Annotated in this window: 20 protein-coding genes; 10 read left to right on the forward strand and 10 right to left on the reverse strand. The window is 33.7% G+C overall.

Annotation, left to right across the window (positions count from 1 at the left end; translation table 11 throughout):
* Positions 1 to 12: 12 nt before the first annotated feature.
* Together SAUT_RS06935 and SAUT_RS06940 are read right to left on the reverse strand one after the other, a co-directional pair.
* Complete coding sequence (locus SAUT_RS06935; protein WP_013327171.1) at positions 13 to 1,758, reverse strand: molybdopterin-dependent oxidoreductase; 1,746 nt, start codon at positions 1,756 to 1,758, stop codon at positions 13 to 15.
* A complete protein-coding gene (locus SAUT_RS06940) occupies positions 1,758 to 2,558 on the reverse strand; it encodes an efflux RND transporter periplasmic adaptor subunit (RefSeq protein ID WP_013327172.1) in 801 nt (266 codons plus the stop codon). Before SAUT_RS06940 ends, SAUT_RS06935 begins: the two co-directional genes overlap by 1 nt.
* A gap of 114 nt (positions 2,559 to 2,672) precedes the next feature.
* Between SAUT_RS06940 and SAUT_RS06945 the strand changes: the two genes are divergently transcribed.
* Positions 2,673 to 3,617, forward strand: coding sequence for a chemotaxis protein (locus tag SAUT_RS06945; RefSeq protein WP_013327173.1), 945 nt, complete (start codon positions 2,673 to 2,675; stop codon positions 3,615 to 3,617).
* 149 nt (positions 3,618 to 3,766) lie between these two features.
* Here SAUT_RS06945 and SAUT_RS06950 read toward each other — a convergent pair whose 3' ends face one another.
* The 3 genes from SAUT_RS06950 to SAUT_RS06960 are packed head-to-tail and all read right to left on the reverse strand — an operon-like array spanning position 3,767 to position 7,144.
* The gene (locus tag SAUT_RS06950; protein ID WP_013327174.1) at positions 3,767 to 5,101 is read right to left on the reverse strand and encodes a sodium ion-translocating decarboxylase subunit beta; all 1,335 of its coding nucleotides are present in this window, start codon (positions 5,099 to 5,101) and stop codon (positions 3,767 to 3,769) included.
* Positions 5,102 to 5,105: 4 nt separating this feature from the next.
* The gene (locus SAUT_RS06955) at positions 5,106 to 6,902 is read right to left on the reverse strand and encodes a biotin/lipoyl-containing protein (protein WP_013327175.1); all 1,797 of its coding nucleotides are present in this window, start codon (positions 6,900 to 6,902) and stop codon (positions 5,106 to 5,108) included.
* An 8-nt stretch (positions 6,903 to 6,910) separates the two neighbouring features.
* Positions 6,911 to 7,144, reverse strand: a complete 234-nt coding sequence (locus SAUT_RS06960) for an OadG family protein (RefSeq protein WP_013327176.1) — start codon at positions 7,142 to 7,144, stop codon at positions 6,911 to 6,913.
* A gap of 197 nt (positions 7,145 to 7,341) precedes the next feature.
* Between SAUT_RS06960 and SAUT_RS06965 the strand changes: the two genes are divergently transcribed.
* Together SAUT_RS06965 and SAUT_RS11370 are read left to right on the forward strand one after the other, a co-directional pair.
* A complete protein-coding gene (locus SAUT_RS06965; RefSeq protein WP_013327177.1) occupies positions 7,342 to 7,647 on the forward strand; it encodes a hypothetical protein in 306 nt (101 codons plus the stop codon).
* Between the two features lie 9 nt (positions 7,648 to 7,656).
* Positions 7,657 to 7,827, forward strand: coding sequence for a hypothetical protein (locus SAUT_RS11370; RefSeq protein ID WP_013327178.1), 171 nt, complete (start codon positions 7,657 to 7,659; stop codon positions 7,825 to 7,827).
* Between the two features lie 2 nt (positions 7,828 to 7,829).
* On the opposite strand, the gene SAUT_RS06970 is transcribed toward SAUT_RS11370, so the two are convergent.
* Together SAUT_RS06970 and htpG are read right to left on the reverse strand one after the other, a co-directional pair.
* On the reverse strand, positions 7,830 to 8,315 hold the full coding sequence (locus SAUT_RS06970; protein ID WP_169302254.1) for a hypothetical protein: 486 nt from the start codon (positions 8,313 to 8,315) through the stop codon (positions 7,830 to 7,832).
* A gap of 122 nt (positions 8,316 to 8,437) precedes the next feature.
* A complete protein-coding gene (gene htpG, locus SAUT_RS06975; RefSeq protein WP_013327180.1) occupies positions 8,438 to 10,330 on the reverse strand; it encodes a molecular chaperone HtpG in 1,893 nt (630 codons plus the stop codon).
* A 129-nt stretch (positions 10,331 to 10,459) separates the two neighbouring features.
* Here htpG and SAUT_RS06980 point away from each other — a divergent pair, with 129 nt between their 5' ends.
* On the forward strand, positions 10,460 to 10,771 hold the full coding sequence (locus SAUT_RS06980) for a hypothetical protein (RefSeq protein ID WP_013327181.1): 312 nt from the start codon (positions 10,460 to 10,462) through the stop codon (positions 10,769 to 10,771).
* 2 nt (positions 10,772 to 10,773) lie between these two features.
* Here SAUT_RS06980 and SAUT_RS06985 read toward each other — a convergent pair whose 3' ends face one another.
* The gene (locus SAUT_RS06985; RefSeq protein WP_013327182.1) at positions 10,774 to 11,220 is read right to left on the reverse strand and encodes a hypothetical protein; all 447 of its coding nucleotides are present in this window, start codon (positions 11,218 to 11,220) and stop codon (positions 10,774 to 10,776) included.
* Positions 11,221 to 11,257: 37 nt separating this feature from the next.
* Entirely contained in the window at positions 11,258 to 11,707 is a 450-nt protein-coding gene (locus SAUT_RS06990; protein WP_013327183.1) for a hypothetical protein, read from the reverse strand.
* Between the two features lie 126 nt (positions 11,708 to 11,833).
* Here SAUT_RS06990 and SAUT_RS06995 point away from each other — a divergent pair, with 126 nt between their 5' ends.
* From SAUT_RS06995 to SAUT_RS07010, 4 genes are read left to right on the forward strand one after another with little or no spacing between them, the layout of a single operon-like run.
* Positions 11,834 to 13,024 carry a TolC family protein gene (locus SAUT_RS06995; RefSeq protein WP_013327184.1) on the forward strand — a complete coding sequence of 397 codons (1,191 nt, stop codon included), beginning with the start codon at positions 11,834 to 11,836 and terminating at the stop codon, positions 13,022 to 13,024.
* Positions 13,017 to 13,706: an ABC transporter ATP-binding protein gene (locus tag SAUT_RS07000; protein WP_013327185.1), complete on the forward strand. Its 690-nt coding sequence runs from the start codon at positions 13,017 to 13,019 to the stop codon at positions 13,704 to 13,706. The genes SAUT_RS06995 and SAUT_RS07000 overlap by 8 nt, the downstream gene beginning before the upstream one ends.
* Before the next feature lies 1 nt (position 13,707).
* Positions 13,708 to 14,598: an efflux RND transporter periplasmic adaptor subunit gene (locus SAUT_RS07005; protein ID WP_013327186.1), complete on the forward strand. Its 891-nt coding sequence runs from the start codon at positions 13,708 to 13,710 to the stop codon at positions 14,596 to 14,598.
* A complete protein-coding gene (locus SAUT_RS07010) occupies positions 14,599 to 15,792 on the forward strand; it encodes an ABC transporter permease (RefSeq protein ID WP_013327187.1) in 1,194 nt (397 codons plus the stop codon). It begins immediately after the preceding gene.
* 16 nt (positions 15,793 to 15,808) lie between these two features.
* On the opposite strand, the gene SAUT_RS07015 is transcribed toward SAUT_RS07010, so the two are convergent.
* Positions 15,809 to 16,291 (reverse strand): hypothetical protein, encoded by a 483-nt coding sequence (locus tag SAUT_RS07015; RefSeq protein WP_013327188.1) that lies wholly within the window; start codon positions 16,289 to 16,291, stop codon positions 15,809 to 15,811.
* Positions 16,292 to 16,391: 100 nt separating this feature from the next.
* On the opposite strand from SAUT_RS07015, the gene SAUT_RS07020 reads away from it, so the two are divergent.
* Positions 16,392 to 17,270, forward strand: a complete 879-nt coding sequence (locus tag SAUT_RS07020) for a DUF808 domain-containing protein (RefSeq protein WP_013327189.1) — start codon at positions 16,392 to 16,394, stop codon at positions 17,268 to 17,270.
* Between the two features lie 323 nt (positions 17,271 to 17,593).
* Complete coding sequence (locus SAUT_RS07025; protein ID WP_223175430.1) at positions 17,594 to 18,310, forward strand: GIY-YIG nuclease family protein; 717 nt, start codon at positions 17,594 to 17,596, stop codon at positions 18,308 to 18,310.
* Positions 18,311 to 18,329 lie beyond the last annotated feature (19 nt).

An 18,329-nucleotide genomic window follows, 5' to 3' on the forward strand; every position in this document is an offset into this window, starting at 1 on the left:
TATATTCTCTCTTTACTTTTTAGTAATTTTAACTTTATTTTCTTGAAAAACAGCACTTTTACCTTCATAAGAATGTTTTGATGATGTCAAATTATTCACACCGGGCGTTCCGCTGTATATTAAAAGTGTATCATCACGCAGTCGATTATCATTTTTTACTTCTAAAACGACACTACCGTTTTCTGAAGTGAGTTCCAGCTGTTGTGTGTCATTATACCCATGAGAGGGGTTTATATAGACATATGTGTCTCGCTTAAACTGTGAATTCAAACTTGTATGACTTTTAGGTGTTATAAGATTAAATTCATCTTCACCTTCACTCTGCTGTGTTTCAAACTCCTCAAGAAAAACAAATTCTGAATCACTTGTGTCAAAACCGTCTTTGTACGGAATTGCTTCTCTGTTTTCAACTTCAAAGCATCCGTTTATTTTTTTAATACCAAAATTTTTAAAATACTGTAAATATTCTTGTTCTGATTTAAGTTCTATGTTAAATTCTTTACATAAATAAGCGGCCAAATCATACTCGCTGATGCCGATATCACTCTCGATTTGTTTATTCATAACCATTAATCCGTTATGAGAATATGAAGTTCTTATATCTTCCTTTTCCAAGAAAGTTTTTGCAGGAATAACCAAGTCTGCCATTGCACTTGTTTCATTCTCATATAAACCGAAATAAACTACATTCGGCGTTTTTTCCAGTGCGTTTTTGACTCTCAAGCTGTCAGGCATTTGTGCAAGAGGATTAGAACCCTGAATAAAAACAGTATCAAACTCATCAAAATTGGTATTTACTTTAGAAACTCGTTTGGCTTTTATCTCAAAAGGTGATTCAATTGCCTCTTTGGAATTTCCAAGATAAGCAACTCCACATCCTTCTTTGCCAAAAAAGCCCAGAGAAACGGCAAAAGCATCAATACTGCGCATTACATCAGCACCGTCTCTATATTTTTGAATACCAACGCCACAAACTATGGCCACTTTTTTATCAATGGTATATTCTAGTATATCACCTATGTTACCTAAAGTCACACCTATATTTTCAAGCGTAGTCTTAATACGGACACTCTGTGTCAGTTCATAATATTCTTCAAACTCACTTGCATATTTTTCAACGAACTCTTCATTCAAACTGTCATTAATATGAACAAATCTTGACAAAAGAAGCGCAAGATAAATATCAGTATGGGGCTTAATCTGTACATGTAAATCAGCCATTTGAGCTATTTTAGTTTTAACAGGATCAATTACTATAATGGTTTTATCTTTTATAAGTGGTAAAAGATGCGAAGATGTCGTATGTGGATTTCTTCCCCAAAAAATAATAACATCAGATTTCTCAATCTCACTCAAAGACATATTTTTATTGCTGCCTCTGCCTTCTATAATTCCTGCTTCTCCCGCACCGTCACATAAAGTTCCGTTCGTAAGCGTTGCACCGAGATTTGCAAAGAAATGGTCAGTCACTTCCTGCATTAAGGCAAAATTACCACTTCCGCGATAATGCAAGATATCACTTTTAAGTTCAGATTTAAAAAGCTCTTTCAGTTTTAGAAGTGCCTCTTTCATTGTGATTTCTTGACCTTTATATCTTGGCTTGATTATTCTTTCAAATTTGTCGTAATGGTTTAAATGAGAACATAAAAAACCGTTAGTGTGTCCATTTTTAAAAGGTTTTAATCTATTTTCATCATAAATTATACCACATGCATCATAGCAGTCAAGCGGACATGCTGTTATACTACTTTTTTTCATTACTTTCTCTCTTGTAATTCAATTTTTTCTAATTTTGAAAATACTTTTGGACTCTTAATTATAATCTGTGCCTTATATTTTGATATGTTTTTTTCATCAGCTATATAAGAAATTCTCGATATTTTATAATCTGTTCTTTTACCATCAATAAATATTATTTTTTTCTCTAAACCTGCTAAATCATCTTCATCCAAATAGATTGTAAGCAGTGCTTTAGAAGCATCTGCCACCTTTGCTAAAGGCGTTGAAAGATTCACAGTTTGCCCTGCTTTGACAGCTATATCATACAATACAAAATTTTGGGCACTTATGTTTTTATCGTTTATATTTTTTATGAGCTGCTGCTTTCTTAACTCTAAATCAGCAATATTTATTTTTAGATTATTTATCTCTTTTTGGGTTGAAAGGTGTGAATTTTCACTGCTTACTACATCATAAAATTCTTTGTCTTTTTCTATACGGGATTTAATTTTTAAATTTTTTATTTTTGTATAGTTTTCTTTTTTTCTCTTTAGCATCTGCTTTAAATTTTTTAATATTTTTTCATCTAGAAGTAAAGTATTTTTTTGATAAATAAGTTTTTTGTTAACAGCATTGAGTTCATCTTCATCAAGTTCAGAATCAATTTTTATAAACACTTTCTCTGAAAGCTTTTTTCCAATCATATTATCATCTGTAAAGAGCACTATTCCAGATACATTTGATGCTATTGTTCTAATTTCATATGGCTCAACTTTTGAATAATATACTTTTGAAAAAGCAAATGTATATGTTAACACTAAAGCTAATATAATTTTCATAATTTAATTCCTAACTGATATATATACTTATTTTAGCATTTCATTATTAACATTCAAGCCTAATTCATTTTATTTTTGATACTATTAAGAGATATTTAAAATTAAGGGTATTCTATGTCTGTATTAGATAATGTTGATGCTGCTACAAATCTGGCAAAAAATAATGAGTTGCAATTATTAGTTTTCAAAGTTAGTGAAAAAGATGATTCTGCATTCTATGCGATAAATGTATTTAAGACCAGAGAAGTTGTAGAGTCAAAAAATCATTTTTTGACTCAAATACCTTCAGCCCATCCTCTTTTAGAAGGTACAATTATTTTACGTAATTTACAAATACCAATCTTGAATCTTCCAGCATGGTTAGATGTAACACTAAGCGAAGATGAAATCAATCACTCAAATATCTTAATTTGTGACTTTAACGGTATTATCATAGGTCTGAGAATTATGTCAGCGTATAGAGTTATTAAAAAGAACTGGAATGAAATGCATGCACCGGAGAGCTACAGACTCAAAGAAGATGGTGTTGTAATGAATGACACAAGACTTGAAGATGGAAGTTTATGCCTCATTTTAGATTATGAAAAACTTCTCGCAGATGTCCTGCCCCAAGCACTTGTTGATGTTGACAAGGACACGGAGTTATTAAAAGAAATTACTATACCTGATAAACTAAAATACGGAACCGTTCTTATTGCAGAAGACTCAAAAACTGCTCAAAGACATCTCATTCAACTTTTTCAAAAAGCAAATATCAATATAAAACTCTTTGACAATGGTAAAAAGCTTATAGACTATATCAGTGCACTGGGTGAAAAAGCAAGTGAAATACCGGCGATTATTACAGATATTGAAATGCCTGAAATGTCCGGATTTACAGTTATACAAAAATTAAAAGCCATCCCTATAACAAGCAATATCCCAATTATAGTTAACAGTTCAATGACAGGTGAAAACAATAAAAGAGAAGCTGAAGGCTTAGGAGCAAGTGGTTTTATAGATAAAACAAAAAGTCATAATGTAATTCCGTTGATTGTTTCAGTAATGGACAAAGCTTAACTTTAAAAAATCAAATAAAAAATATTAATTTTAAAATAGAATACGACGAATAAATTTAAAGAGTGGTGTAAGTGCTAGGCATTGACGAGGAAGCGGACATAAAGTACGTGACGAGGAGATAACGACGCAATTGCGCCGCTATTTAAATTTTACTGATACAGTGAGATTAAAACCCCAGCTGCTACGGCGGAACCTATCACACCCGCAACATTAGGACCCATAGCATGCATTAAAAGCATATTAGTACGGTCATATTCCATACCAACCTTATTTGATACACGTGCTGCCATTGGAACTGCTGAAACTCCAGCTGAACCAATTAACGGATTAATTTTATGACCAGGGAAAAGGTTCATAAGTTTTGCCATTAAAACACCTGCTGCAGTACCTACAGAGAATGCAATAATTCCAAGAACCATAATAAAAAGAGTCTCTGGCACTAAAAATTGATCAGCTGCAAGTTTAGAACCGACACCAAGACCTAAGAAAATTGTTGTAATGTTAATAAGTGCATTTTGCAATGTATCATTTAAACGTTCAACAACACCTGATTCCTTTAAGAAATTACCGAACATAAATGCACCAATAAGCGGTGTAGATTCAGGTAACACCAAAATTGCCAGCATTAAAACTAAAACAGGGAAAACAAGTTTTTCCAAACGAGAAACATGACGCAGTGTAGTCATTCTCATTTTTCTCTCTTTTTCAGTCGTCAATGCTTTCATAATCGGAGGTTGAATAATTGGCACCATTGCCATATAACTATATGAAGCAACAGCAATTGCCCCTAATAGCTCAGGAGAAAGTTTTGTTGCAATAAAAATTGATGTCGGACCATCCGCACCACCGATAATTGAAATCGCAGATGCTTGTTTGAGTGTAAAGTCAACAAAACCATAATGTGCAAGAACAACGGCACCTACAAGAGTACCAAAAATACCAAATTGTGCAGCACCGCCTAGCAGTGCCGTTTTAGGATTTGATAAAAGCGGACCAAAGTCAGTCATCGCACCGACACCCATAAATATTATAATAGGAAAAAGTTCGTTTGAAAGACCTGCCTGATAAATAACACCTAAAAATCCGTGAGGTCCTGCTATATCTGCTATGGGAATATTAGCTAACAACCCGCCAAAGGCAATCGGTAACAACAAGAGCGGTTCAAAGCCTTTAGCAATCGCAAGCCAAAAGAGCAAAAAAGTCACTAAAATCATAATCACACGGCCAAGACCTTTGTGAAAATCACTCATCTGTTCTCCAGTTGCACTTAACTCATCTGCTCTTGGGCTTACAAGCGCGACAACACCAGTTGACTTTAAAAATCCTGTTATCATCTCACTGAAAGGCTTAGACTGATATGTTTCTTCTTGGTGTGCCGAAGCCTTAGTAGAAACCTGTTCGTGCTCTGAAGCTACAGCATTGGCCGAAAAGGCAAATGCGAAAAGCATCATAGATGCAAGTAATTTAATTACAATATTTTTCATTTATTTATCCTAAGACTGCTACGACTTGACCTTCTACAACTTTATCATTTGTAGCTACATTGATAGACTTCACTACACCGCCGCGAGGTGCTACTACATCAATTTCCATTTTCATAGATTCAAGAATCATAACAACATCACCTTCGTTTACACTTTGACCCGGATTAGCAACAATTTTCCAAACATTACCCGGAAGCAATGCTTTAATTTCTGTGTCATTTCCTGATGCTACAGGAGCTGCCGAAGTTTCTGCAGCTGCACTCTCACCGTTTACTGCCGTCACTTGAATATCTGCATTACCCTCTGCTACTTGAACACTAAATTTTTGACCATCTACAACTACTGTATAGTTTCCATTACCCATTGAACTTCCTTCACAATCTTTTTTCATCTCTGATATTTTACGAACGTTTAATTCGCCTTCACCTTTAAGGAAAGCGATACCTTTTTCTTGACATGCTGCAGCTATAAAAATATTTTCTTCCGTAATTTCTATATCTTCATCTTTAAGTCTGTTAATCCAGCTCTCTAAAGATTTTGCAGGATCCGCATCAGCCAAATCAAGTGCTTTTTCAGTTGTCGGCTCTAGTTTTAATTGCTCAGAAGCAATTTTTACTATTTCAGGATCCGGTGCAACCGGAGTTTTTCCAAAATATCCAAGTACCATTTTTCCATAACCCGGAGCGATTGCTTTCCATGGTCCCTGCATTACATTGTTAAGTGCCTGCTGAAAATAAAACTGCGAAACAGGTGTTACAGAAGTACCATAACCGCCTTTTTCCACAACTTCTTGCATTGCAGCAATTACATCCGGAAATTTATCCATAATGCCATTGTCTCTCATCATTTGAGAATTTGCAGTTAAAGCACCACCCGGCATTGGAGAAAATGGAATGATCGGAGAAACCATTGTTGCTTCAGGCGGCATAAAATAGTCACTCAAACATGACTGTAATTCTTTTTCATATGTAAGAATTTTACCAAGTTCAAGTCCACCAAGGTCATAATTCATTCCCTTTGTTGCATGTAACATTGTTAAAATATCAGGCTGAGATGTTCCACCGCTCACAGGAGCAGCGGCCATATCAATACCATCAACACCTGCTTCAAGCGCAGCCATATAAGCAGCGACAGAAACACCTGCTGTTTCATGTGTATGTAAACGAATATGTGTATCATCGCCTAAAAGTTTTCTAGCCATTTTAATTGTTTCAAAAACTTTTTGAGGGTTTGAGGTACCGCTTGCATCTTTAAAGCAGATACTATCATACGGAAGACCGCTATCCATAATATTACGAAGTGTTTTTTCATAAAACTCAACGTTGTGAGCACCATGACATCCCGGTGGTAAGTCCATCATTGTAACAACAGCTTCATGCTTAAGACCATGATGTGTAATTCTCTCAGCAGAATATTTTAAATTTTCTATATCATTTAACGCATCAAAATTACGAATTGTTGTTGTTCCGTGTTTTTTAAACATTTTTGCATGTAAATCTATAAGTTCTTTTGAACCGGTATCAAGCATAACAGTATTTACACCACGAGCGAGTGTCTGTAAATTTGCGTCTGGTCCTACAATCTTACGGAATTTATCCATCATTTTAAATGCATCTTCTCTTAAATAAAAGTACAAAGATTGAAATCTTGCTCCACCACCAAATTCAAAGTGGTTAATACCTGCCATTTTTGCGGCTTCAACTGCTGGAAAAAAATCTTCCATCAATACGCGTCCACCAAATACTGACTGAAAACCATCCCTGAAAGTTGTATCCATTACATCTATAAATTTCTTAGCCATTATAATCCTTAACCTTGTCTATGATGTGCTATTGCAGCTGTAATTGCCGCAACTATTTTTTTATTGTCTTTTTGTGTACCGCCAGATGCAGTCTCTTCTACTGCATGTGGTTCAGGGAAAAACTTATGTATAATTAATGACATCAGGTTCACTGCGCCTATCATTATAACTAAAAATGTGAACACAGTCCCCATTCCTAAAAACATAAACTTAACTCCCTCCATTACGAGGTTAGTTTCCATAAAATCACCCTTTATTCATAATTTGTGGGCTTAGTATAGTATAAAGATGTTTAAATAAAGTTTTTAAAAGATTTTTTATTTTTAAATTAATATGCAGTTGTTACTTTTTGGTAATTTAATTTTATTACTTAAACTAAACACTAATACTTTTTGGATAAAATGCTTCTATAACAATAAAATATAGGAAGTTTTTTCAGATGATAGCAGGTATGTACGAACAAAATTTTATAGCATATATAATTTTTGGACTCATTTTAAATTTTGCATTTTCCATTATGTTTGGAATTTATTTGAGTAACAATATTGGAATGAAAGAAATGATAGAATCAAAAGGAGATAAAGAGCAGTCTATGCTTATTAGGCTGAGTCTTCTTATTCCTTATGCCAAAATGCTTGTAACACTCTACAGAGTGGCAATTTTACAACTCTTTTTTCTCAACAAAGGATATAGCCATAAAGAATTCTGGATTTATATGACAAATGAGCAAAAAGAAAATTCTTAAAGGGAAAATGTGAAAGATTTCAAACTCAAACTTATTCTTAGTGTTCTAAGTGCAATTGTCTTCTCTTTCATTTTTATACTTCTGGCATTTGCTCTGCCTATACATAAAAAAGGAACGGTAGCACCTATGAAAGCAAAAGGAAAACTAGAACAGGTTTCGAAATCTTTTAAAAATAGATAGAGTTATAAAGAACTTTTTACTTCTATCAGTTTAAATGTGTCATAAGCACACTTTGGACGCAACTTAATAGCACATACTTTTAAAGCTTCCAAACAGGCAAGCAGATAATCTAAATTATCTTTTTTCATCAATTCATACAGTAATATTTCTGCATCTTTTATTCGTAAATTTCTTGCAACACCTAAATTTTTATGTGCCAGCTCCCGAAATGCAGTATAATCTAAATCATCATGATTGTCTTGTGAATTTTGAAGTGTGCTCAAGTAATCTTCAAATTGAACAACTGCTTTAATAACCTGTGCTACATAATCATCAACTAGTTGAGCGACTAGTTCTTTGTCTAATCCTAATTCACGCACAGCAATTGAAATATCATACTTATAATTTTGTATTTTTAAATCACTCAATATGCCTGTTGCCAATACAATACATATTTTTTTTGCATCATGTAACATTTGCGTAACAGATTGATCATTTGATGATTTCATAAAAATTTTTAATTTTTCCAACATAAACATAAGATATCATATTTTTGTGTTAAATAACTAAAAAATGAAAAATAATGGGAGAGAGTTTGAATGAGTGCTACAATTACACTCATTCAAAAAAGTTATACTGCTTTTGTAATGATTCTATTAAGTCTCATTGCAAAATCTGCTGTATCATCAAGTTCTTTACCGTCAAACAGTTTTGCCTGGTCAAATAATACATGTGCAGCATCTTCAATTAAGTTTTGATCACTTGAGTTTTTTAACTTTTCAATCAATTCATGTTTAGGGTTGATTTGTAAAATTGGAGCAGGCTCCTCTACATCACCGCCCTGTCCCATTTGTTTCATCATCTGTGCCATCATATAAGAAGGGTCTTCTTTGTCTATTTTAAGTGCCACAGGAGATTCAGTAAGTTCAGTTGTCACTTCAACCTCTTTGACAGCTTCACCTAAAGTCTCTTTAAACTCTTTAGCAAGCCCTTCATACTCTTTTGTTAACTCTTCTTTTGCTTTTTTATCTTCTTCGCTCTCTTCAAATTTTGCATCTGTTGCCGGTATAAGCTTGTACTCTTTGTACTCTGTAACCATTGGGAAAATGATAGTATCTACCTCTTCGTTTAAAAGCAATACATCTATACCACGTGCTCTAAATTTTTCCAATACAGGAGAATGTTTAAGCATATCTATAGAACCTTTACTTGCTAGATAGTAAATTTCTTTCTTGTCTTCATCCACATTTTTAGCAAACTCTTCTATAGTTGTCATTTCATCAGAGTTTAAGGTATGGAATTTTAACAGTTCTAAAATTTTCTCACGATTTGCAAAATCATTATAAAGCCCTTCTTTTAGAACATTTCCAAACTCTGTATAGAATGTATCATACTTTTCAGGTTCTTTTTTCATCATTTTTGCAAGTTCTGAAAGCACCTTTTTAACCGAAGCATTTTTTATTTTTGCCATTACAGGATTTGACTGTAAGATTTCACGAGAAACATTTAACGGTAAATCTTTAGAATCAATCACACCACGCAAAAAACGTAAGTATGTAGGCATTAACTCTTTGTCATCATCTGTAATAAATACACGGTTGATGTAGAGTTTTACACCAGGCTGATAATCTACTCTATAAATATCCATCGGCGCTTTACTTGGAATATAAAAGAGCGTAGTATATTCAATCGCCCCTTCAGCTTTGTGGTGCATCCACGTTAAAGGTTCTTCATTTGAATGCGCAAGTGTTTCATAAAATGCTTTATAATCTTCATCTTTTAACTCATTTTTGGAAATTGTCCAAAGAGCATTCGCACTGTTAATTTGTACATTCTCTATTTCAGTACGTGCAGGCTCTGTCTCTTTACCATCATCGTCAGTAACTGCCGGAATATGCTTTTCTTTGTCCATAAAAATCGGGAATGGAATATGGTTAGAATATTTTTTCACAATAGCTTCGATACGGTGCTCTTCTAAGAATTCCTCTTCACCTTCATTTAAATGCAGAATAATTTCTGTTCCATGACCCTCTTTTGTAGTCTCTTGTATTTCAAATTCGCCGTTGCCGGTACTTATCCATTTATATGCCTGTTCTTCACCTGCTTTTTTCGTGATAACCTCAACTGTGTCAGCCACCATAAATGCAGCATAAAAACCTACTCCAAATTGACCGATTAGATGAGAATCAACTTTTTGATCACCTGTCATATTTTCTAAAAATGCTTTTGTTCCTGATTTGGCAATTGTACCAAGGTTATTTAATAGATCTACTTCGTTCATACCTATTCCGGTATCAGTAATAGTCAGTAATTTATTCTCTTTGTCTTTTTTTATGTCGATTCTAGGGTCAAATTTCACGCCCTTATACTCTTCATTTGTTAAAACCAACATATTGAGTTTATCAAGTGCATCCGATGCATTTGAAATTAATTCACGAAGAAAAATCTCCTTGTTTGAATAAAGTGAATGAATCATTAGTTGTAAAATTTGATTTGCTTCTGTTTGAAATTGATGTTTAGCCATAATATAAATCCTTTTTTTGAAATTTGACAGTATTTTACCAAAAAAAGTTAATAGTTGCAAGTTTTATCAATATTGTTTAGTCAATTTAACTCAAGTTTGTTCTTTTTATATTTTTGATATAATGTTTGAATGAAAAATGATTATATTAATTTAATAGAACCTACTCCTGTTTTACATACAAAAAAGTGTCAACTCATTGCATTGTTAATGAAGTTTTTATTACAGTTTACTCCTATTGTAACTGCTTTAACAGCTTGGTATTTATATGATTATTTTATAGCAGGAGCAACTTTACTTATAATGTTTGTAGTTGTTGGCATTATAAGAGCTAAAATGAGAAACAGCGTTATACCTCCGTCTCAAAGGGAATATCATTATAATGATGAAGGTATAGCAAAATGGTTTACGGCAAAAGAGATATGTCCAAAAAATGACGAGTAAGATTAAAGCATTGCACGAATCATAATCGCATAATGCAGAACAAAAAGATTTAAAAAGAATATAAGTAAAGAAGACCCGCGTGATATAATGTTTTGTATTTTTGTTCGTTCTTTACCATTTGTACGAAATGCTATAAAAAAATGAATAATAGTTGCAATAACAATAATAGCCACTATAAATAATTTCTTTCTTAGCGCTTGGACTATAATATTGTCATCATGAGTCAAGAGCATATGGTATAAACCATTATCAACAATCATCACAGTCCCTGTCAACAACAATACAACTATAGAAACCAATTCAAAATAGCCAAAAATAGGCCCGATATGAGGATAAACCTGTTTTTGTTTCTCTTTATCGAGCAGTGTAACGCCTAAAACAAACATAAATATAGAACCGCCTATCCAAGCAATAGCAGCTATTAAATGAATATGTATAAATAAACCCAAATAAAATCCTTTAAATGAGTTCGTATAGTATTATAATTTAAATAACATAATCTTGATATATGACAATATTTTCTAAATTATTTTCAATAGCATATTCCAATCTGTCTAATAAACTTTGAATCATATTTTTATATTTTGGATTATAGTTTTGTGAATCAGCTGCACTGAGATAATATTTATTATTGACATTTATCTGTAAAAGATGATAATTTACATTTTCAGCTGCTTTTGCACATAACTCTGCAGATATGCCATCAAGTATAATGCAGCATAAATTATCATTTAAGTATATTAATCTATCAGTTTGTCTCAACTTCTTTTTTAATGTCTCTACATCCACAGCAAATGTATTTTTACAATAAATAGCTACTAAAGAAAATTCTACATCATAACGTGCATTTCTGTATTTATATTCAGATATATCATTCAATATAGTTTCAAATAATTCGCCTTTATTACTTTTTATATATTCTAATATATCTGGCATAATACATTCCTTATTTTTTTTATAATATCATATTAATATTAATTACACATGAAAGGAAAATTCATTTTCATTTCATTTTAATCCACTATAATTATCTCACCTTAACATATATTAGGAATACAATTCATGACAAAAAAAATAATTTTAATCTTAATTCTCAGTATGACACTTGATGCAAATATTATAGATTTTTATAAAAAAACAGTGACTACATTACAATACAATCAAAAATATGAACTTAATACAAAAGCAAATAAACTCAATAAAAGTGGAGTTGTATACAGTAAATACGCCAACTTTTCTTTAAATGCTGACTACAGTAAGACAAAAGCCAAAAGGTTAACCAACGCCTTTGATACGACTAATGTAACTTTCAATGATACACTCGACTTATTCGATAAAAGCAGTTACAAAATTGATGCACTCACACTTGATTTAAAATCTAAAAAATCTGTGTTAAATATACAAAAAGAACAACTATTTATATCTCTTGTAAATATGATTGCTTTATATAACAAAACATTAGAACAACTATCTCTATACAAAGCCCTTTTTAATGAACAAGAAGATATATATGGCAAACTACAAAAGCTGCAACAAAAAGGTGCAATTACCAGTATGGACCTGTTACGATTCAAAAATCAGCTTACTTCTCTTGAAATGACAATAATTAATCAAGAAAATGAAATTTTAAAAATGAAAAAACAGCTTAATCTTTATGCTCCAAATCAACAAATTCCACCATTAAAAAGTTCAAAACTACTATATTCTAAAGAAGACTTTTTAAGTAGAAACCCTCAACTTAGCCTCAACAATACAGATGCACAAAAATTATTGGTACAAGCTAAAGGCTTAGAGCGCTCCTATTTACCGGATGTAACTGCAGGGGCTGCTTACCAACAACTCGGTGATCCGACATCTTATGGAAATAATTACTCTTTCATTGTTGGTCTGCAAATACCACTCAATGCAGGTAATTTTAAAGAAGCCCAAGCTTTAAAAGTAAAGGCATTAAGTCTAAAATCTCAAAATATACAATATAAAATTCGACGAAAAAATGAATATACAACAAGATATCAAGACTATATAAATGCAGTCCAACAGCTCAAGGTTTTATATAAAAATTTGGATGACTATGAAAAAAGTGAAAAAACCATTAAAACCGCATACTTACGACAATATGTTGATTTTAATACTTACATGCAGACTCTTTTGCAAACTTTACATGTAAAAGAGCAAATTCTTGAAATAAAATCTAAAAAAGAATTAGAAGCTACTGTATTAAATAACATTGCCTCAGGTATTATTTATGAATAAAACTATCTTACACTGCAAAGATATTATAAAAACATTTGGAAGCGGAGAGTCTGAAGTATTTGCATTGCGCGGAGTAACACTTGATGTATATGAAGGTGAGTTATTAATGCTTGTAGGCCCTTCAGGATGCGGAAAAACAACCTTTGTTTCTGTGATTACGGCACTGCTTAGCTTTGACAGTGGTATCTGTAATGTTTTAGGACATGATTTGACAACTATGGATGAAGATGAAAAAGTACTCTTTCGAGGCAAATCAGTCGGTTTTGTTTTTCAGGCTTTTAATCTGCTTCCATCTCTGACAGCAGTTGAAAATGTAGCACTGCCTTTGACTATAGCAGGAGAAAAACGAGCGATAGCTCTCCAAAAAGCAAAAGCGATGCTCGATGAAGTAGAGCTCAGTTCAAAATATGACGTCAGACCGTCTCATTTAAGTGGCGGACAGCAACAGCGTGTTGCCATTGCCAGAGCTTTGGTTCATAACCCTGAATTTATTATTTGCGATGAACCGACAAGCAGTCTTGACCATAAATCAGGTCAGATTGTTATGGAACTGCTCAGTAAAATGACAAAAGAAAAAGGAAAAACAATGATAGTCGTAACCCATGACAATAGAATATATGAATATGGTGACAGAATGGCACATATGGAAGATGGAAAAATTATCAAGATAGAGGAAAATTAATATGAAAAGTTTTTACACACTTCTAGTTTTATCAATTATCGGCATTATAGTCGGACTTGGGGTCATTTTTTACGATCAAAGGCCAAAAGAGTCTCAAACAGAGCCTATACCGGAGTTAAAACCGCCTTACAAAAATTTTATTGCAGGTACTGGAATAGTTGAATCAGGAAGTAAAAATATTCAAATAGGTTCTTCTATTTCCGGTGTCATCTCCAAAGTCAATGTCGAGAGCGGAGACAATGTTAAAAAGGGAGAATTACTTTTTACTCTTAATGAAAAAAATCTCACAGCAAAAATAACAGCTTTACAGGCTGAAATTGAACTCGCAAAAACAAAGCTTCAAAAAGCACAGCATCAATTTCAAATTATTAAAAGCTTTAAAAAAGTTTCTCCGCAGATGGTAAAGAAAACAAAATACACTGCTGCAAAAGATAGTGTAACAGAGGCAGAAGCGGCCCTATCTGTTGCCAAATCAAAACTTAAAGTTTTACAAAAAGAGTTGTCTTTGTATACTGTTTACAGCCCGATAGACGGCAAAGTTTTAGAGTCCAAGCTTAATATCGGAAAATATTTTGCTCCAAGCAGTAAATTACTTATTCTTGGTAGCAGTACACTTAATCTGCGCGTTGATATTAACGAATACGATGTATACAAGTTTATGCCAGATACAAATGCAGTTGCTTTTGTTCGCGGACACCCAAAACTCAAAATATCGCTCAAATATCTTTACACTATGCCTTATGTCGTTCCTAAGAAAAACCTCACAGGTATTGCGACAGAGAGAACGGATACAAGAGTTTTACAAGTGCTTTATGCCTTGCCGAAAAAAGTAGATTTTCCTCTCTTTGTAGGGCAACAACTTGATGTATTTGTGCAAAGTAAGGACAAGTAAATGTTTCGTGTAGCTGTCGAAATGCTTATGGGAGATAAGACCAAATACATCGGGCTTATACTAGGGATTACTTTTACTGCTTTTTTGGTTACTTTTGCACTTTCATATTTTGCAGGTTTTATGACACGAGGATTCTCTCTTGTCAATGAAAACCCCACAGCAGATGTCTGGGTTATGGACAGTGCGGTAAACTCTACAGAAGCCACAATAAATATGCCAAACTCTGCACTTGATTTGGTAAGAAGCGTCAGTGGCGTGAGTTATGCTACACCACTCTATATCGGTGATGCTACAGCAAGGTTTCCAAACGGACATTTTCAAAAATTTCAGCTAATAGGTGTAGATAATGCAACGCTTAGCGGTGCACCTGTTTTAAAAACGGGGCTCAAACAAAATGCACTACGCTTACCACAGAGTGTCATCGTTGACAGCGGCGGAACAAAAGGCAAACTGCAGACACCGACAAATCAAAAAGATATGTGGAGTTATGACGGAGCACATCTGAATGTACCTACGCGTAGATTACGCTCTGGTGACGAACTTCTCATAGATGACAGACGAGTGATAGTCACAGGCGTTTCACATATGCTTGGAAGATTTCCGCCACGACCACTCATGTATACGACTGCTTCAAATTTTATACGTCTTACGCCTGCTCAAAACAAAAGAGTAACTTTTATAATGGTAAGAGCACCAAAGAACATTGTGCCTGAAATTTTGGCGCAAAAAATCCATAATCAAACAGGATTAAAAGCTGTTACAAGTACAGAACTTAAAAAAGAAACTGTCATGTGGTACCTCATCAACTCTGAGGATGTCGGCGATATGGTAAATATGGTAATGTTGGCAATGCTTGTGGGATTTGGAGTCACAGGCGTTATGCTTTATATGTTTACCTATGAAAACCTCAAACAGTACGCCGTATTAAAAGCGATGGGTGCAACAAACAAACAACTCAGCACAATGGTATTTACACAAGCCTTTATCGGGGTTCTCATAGGAAGCGGTATAGGCATAGGAATTGCCGGATTATTTGGAGAAGCAGTCTCCAGTGCCAGTTTTCCCTTTCGTTTGATGTGGTTTGCACCTGTTCTCGGATTTTTAAGTGTTTTTATAGTAAGTGTAACTGCAGCGGTTATCAGCGTCAGACCCGTATTAAAATTAGAACCCGGCGTAGTATTTGCGAGCAGATAAATAAGGAAAAGTACACCTATTTCACATGACACAAAGAGTATTTGACGTCTGTTTCAAACCATATTTTCATTTTGTTTTCTTTGCTCACCTCTTTTAAGGTTGCTTTGTCTAACTCTGCATATACTTTCATCACTCCAGCGTCAAATATATAATCCATGGCAATAATTTTTTTCTTGCCCTTATATGTGAATTGTGTAATAAATTTACCGGTTTTTGGCTTGCCTTTAATGCGTTTGTTCGGTTTGTAATCAAGTACCTGTACAAAAAGTTTTTCATGCGTATTTGGCAGTGTTACATGTAAGGTTGCGCCGACGAACAACTGTCTGAAATTTCCGCCACTGAGAGCTTTTGGTGTGTATGTAAACTCTTTTAGCTCCATGTTGTTATACCCAATCTTGACTGCATTGCTTTGTGTAAGTGTACACCCTCCACTCTTGCCCATTTCTACACTGTAAAGTGATGATGTCAGTAGTGCAAAGAACAATAATATTTTAATCATAAGGCCGCTCCTTTAAATTTTATCAAACATTATAGCTACAAAAAGATTATTTCTCATTTTATGCTACTATAAATAAAATATTACAATAGGATTTTATACAATGACAGGTGGATTTTTCGCTCTTTTTGATGATATTGCAACACTTTTGGACGATGCTGCGGTAGTGAGCAAGGTAGCTGCAAAAAAAACTACCGGTATTTTGGGTGATGATTTGGCCGTTAATGTCCAAAAAGCTTCAGGCTTTGCAGCATCTCGTGAACTTCCTGTGCTTTGGGCCATCACAAAAGGCTCGTTTAGAAACAAACTCATCATTTTGCCCGTCGCTTTTTTACTCTCTGCCTATGCTTCATGGCTCATTATTCCCATACTTATGCTTGGCGGTATTTACCTCTCGTATGAAGGCGTAGAGAAAATCTATGAATACTTCTACCCTCATCATAAAAAGCATGCCGGCGCACTCGCAGAACTCTCAGAAGAAGATTTTTTCAACATAGAAAAAGAAAAAATAAAATCCGCCATAACCACAGACTTTATACTCTCTATAGAGATTGTCATAATTGCCCTTGGAACGGTTCTGTCACAGCCTCTTTTCATTCAAATCATCGCCGTAACGGTCGTTGCCATCTTAGCAACCATCGGTGTCTATGGTCTTGTCGCTTTGCTTGTACGCATGGATGACTTTGGTTTTGCACTCATAGAGCGTGCCGAAGATGAAAAATCACTCCTGCACAAAACAGGCAGAATCCTCGTAATCTCACTGCCAAAAGCCATCCGTGCTCTCACAGTCATAGGCACCTTCGCCATGCTCTTAGTAGCAGGAGGCATTTTCATGCATAACATCCACCAACTACACAACTATCTGCACTTTCTGCCAAACCTATTAGCCGAAGTTTTACTCGGTCTTGTTATAGGAAGCATTGCTTTTGGTGTTCATATTTTATATGTGAAGGTGTTTGGTTTAAAAAAAGATTACATGTAATATTTACACCCAAAAAAACTAACATTTTCCGTGTTCATTTATTTTTTTGTATAAAATGTCTTTATGTTATAATGCTTGCAAATAAAGAGTTATAATTACACAGTAGATTTTCTCACACAAAAACTCTAAAAAAAGGATATACAATAAAAAGAGGTCAAACAATCAAACTTTATATCTATGGTGATGATTTAAAAAATATTAAAACTGCTGAGTTAAGCAATTGGAGTGGCAAAGCCTACATTGGAGAAAGAAAGCATTCAAAGCTTATCCAAGGAATTGAAGAACTAAAATCACCAGGAGTTTATCTACTTTTATCAAGAGACATGAATGAATTTCAAATTGCCCTATATGTCGGTGAAGCTGATGAAGTTAACAAAAGAATTAGTGATCACTTTAAAAGTAAAGATTGGTGGACTGATTTTGTAATTTTTATTTCTAAAGATACAAACCTCACAAAATCACATGTAAGATATTTAGAAAAAAAACTATATAACATTTCAAATGAAAAAACTACCCTTATTGATTTAAAAAACAATTCAAATCCGACAGGTTCAAAGCTTCCAATATCAGAAATGGATGATATGGATGAGTTTTTAGAAAAAATTATTTTTATGCTTAAAAATTTAGGAATTATCAATCTTGAAAAAATTGAAGTACAAGAAATTAGTTTAGATAAAGATAATATATTTTATTTGGATCTAACAAAAAATCGTATTGATGAAAATAATAATAAATTACAAGCAAAGCTGCAAATAACAAATGATGGCTATAGATTGTTAAAAGGATCTTTTATTGAAAAAGAAGAAAGACCAAGTTTTAAAAAACATATCTATTACCCTTTAAGAAAACAATTTGAAACCAATAAATATATGCAGGATTCAAAATATGATGGTTGTTCTATTTTAATACAAGATATAGATGTAAGATCTCCATCTGCAGCTGCATCAATAGTAAAAAATAGAGCAACAAATGGACCAAAGGAATGGAAACTCCAAGACGGAACCACACTTGACGAATTCCAACTTAATAGCCAATCCTAACAAGATAACAAAATAAGAA

This window comes from Sulfurimonas autotrophica DSM 16294 (assembly GCF_000147355.1).
Classification (GTDB): Bacteria; Campylobacterota; Campylobacteria; order Campylobacterales; family Sulfurimonadaceae; genus Sulfurimonas; species Sulfurimonas autotrophica.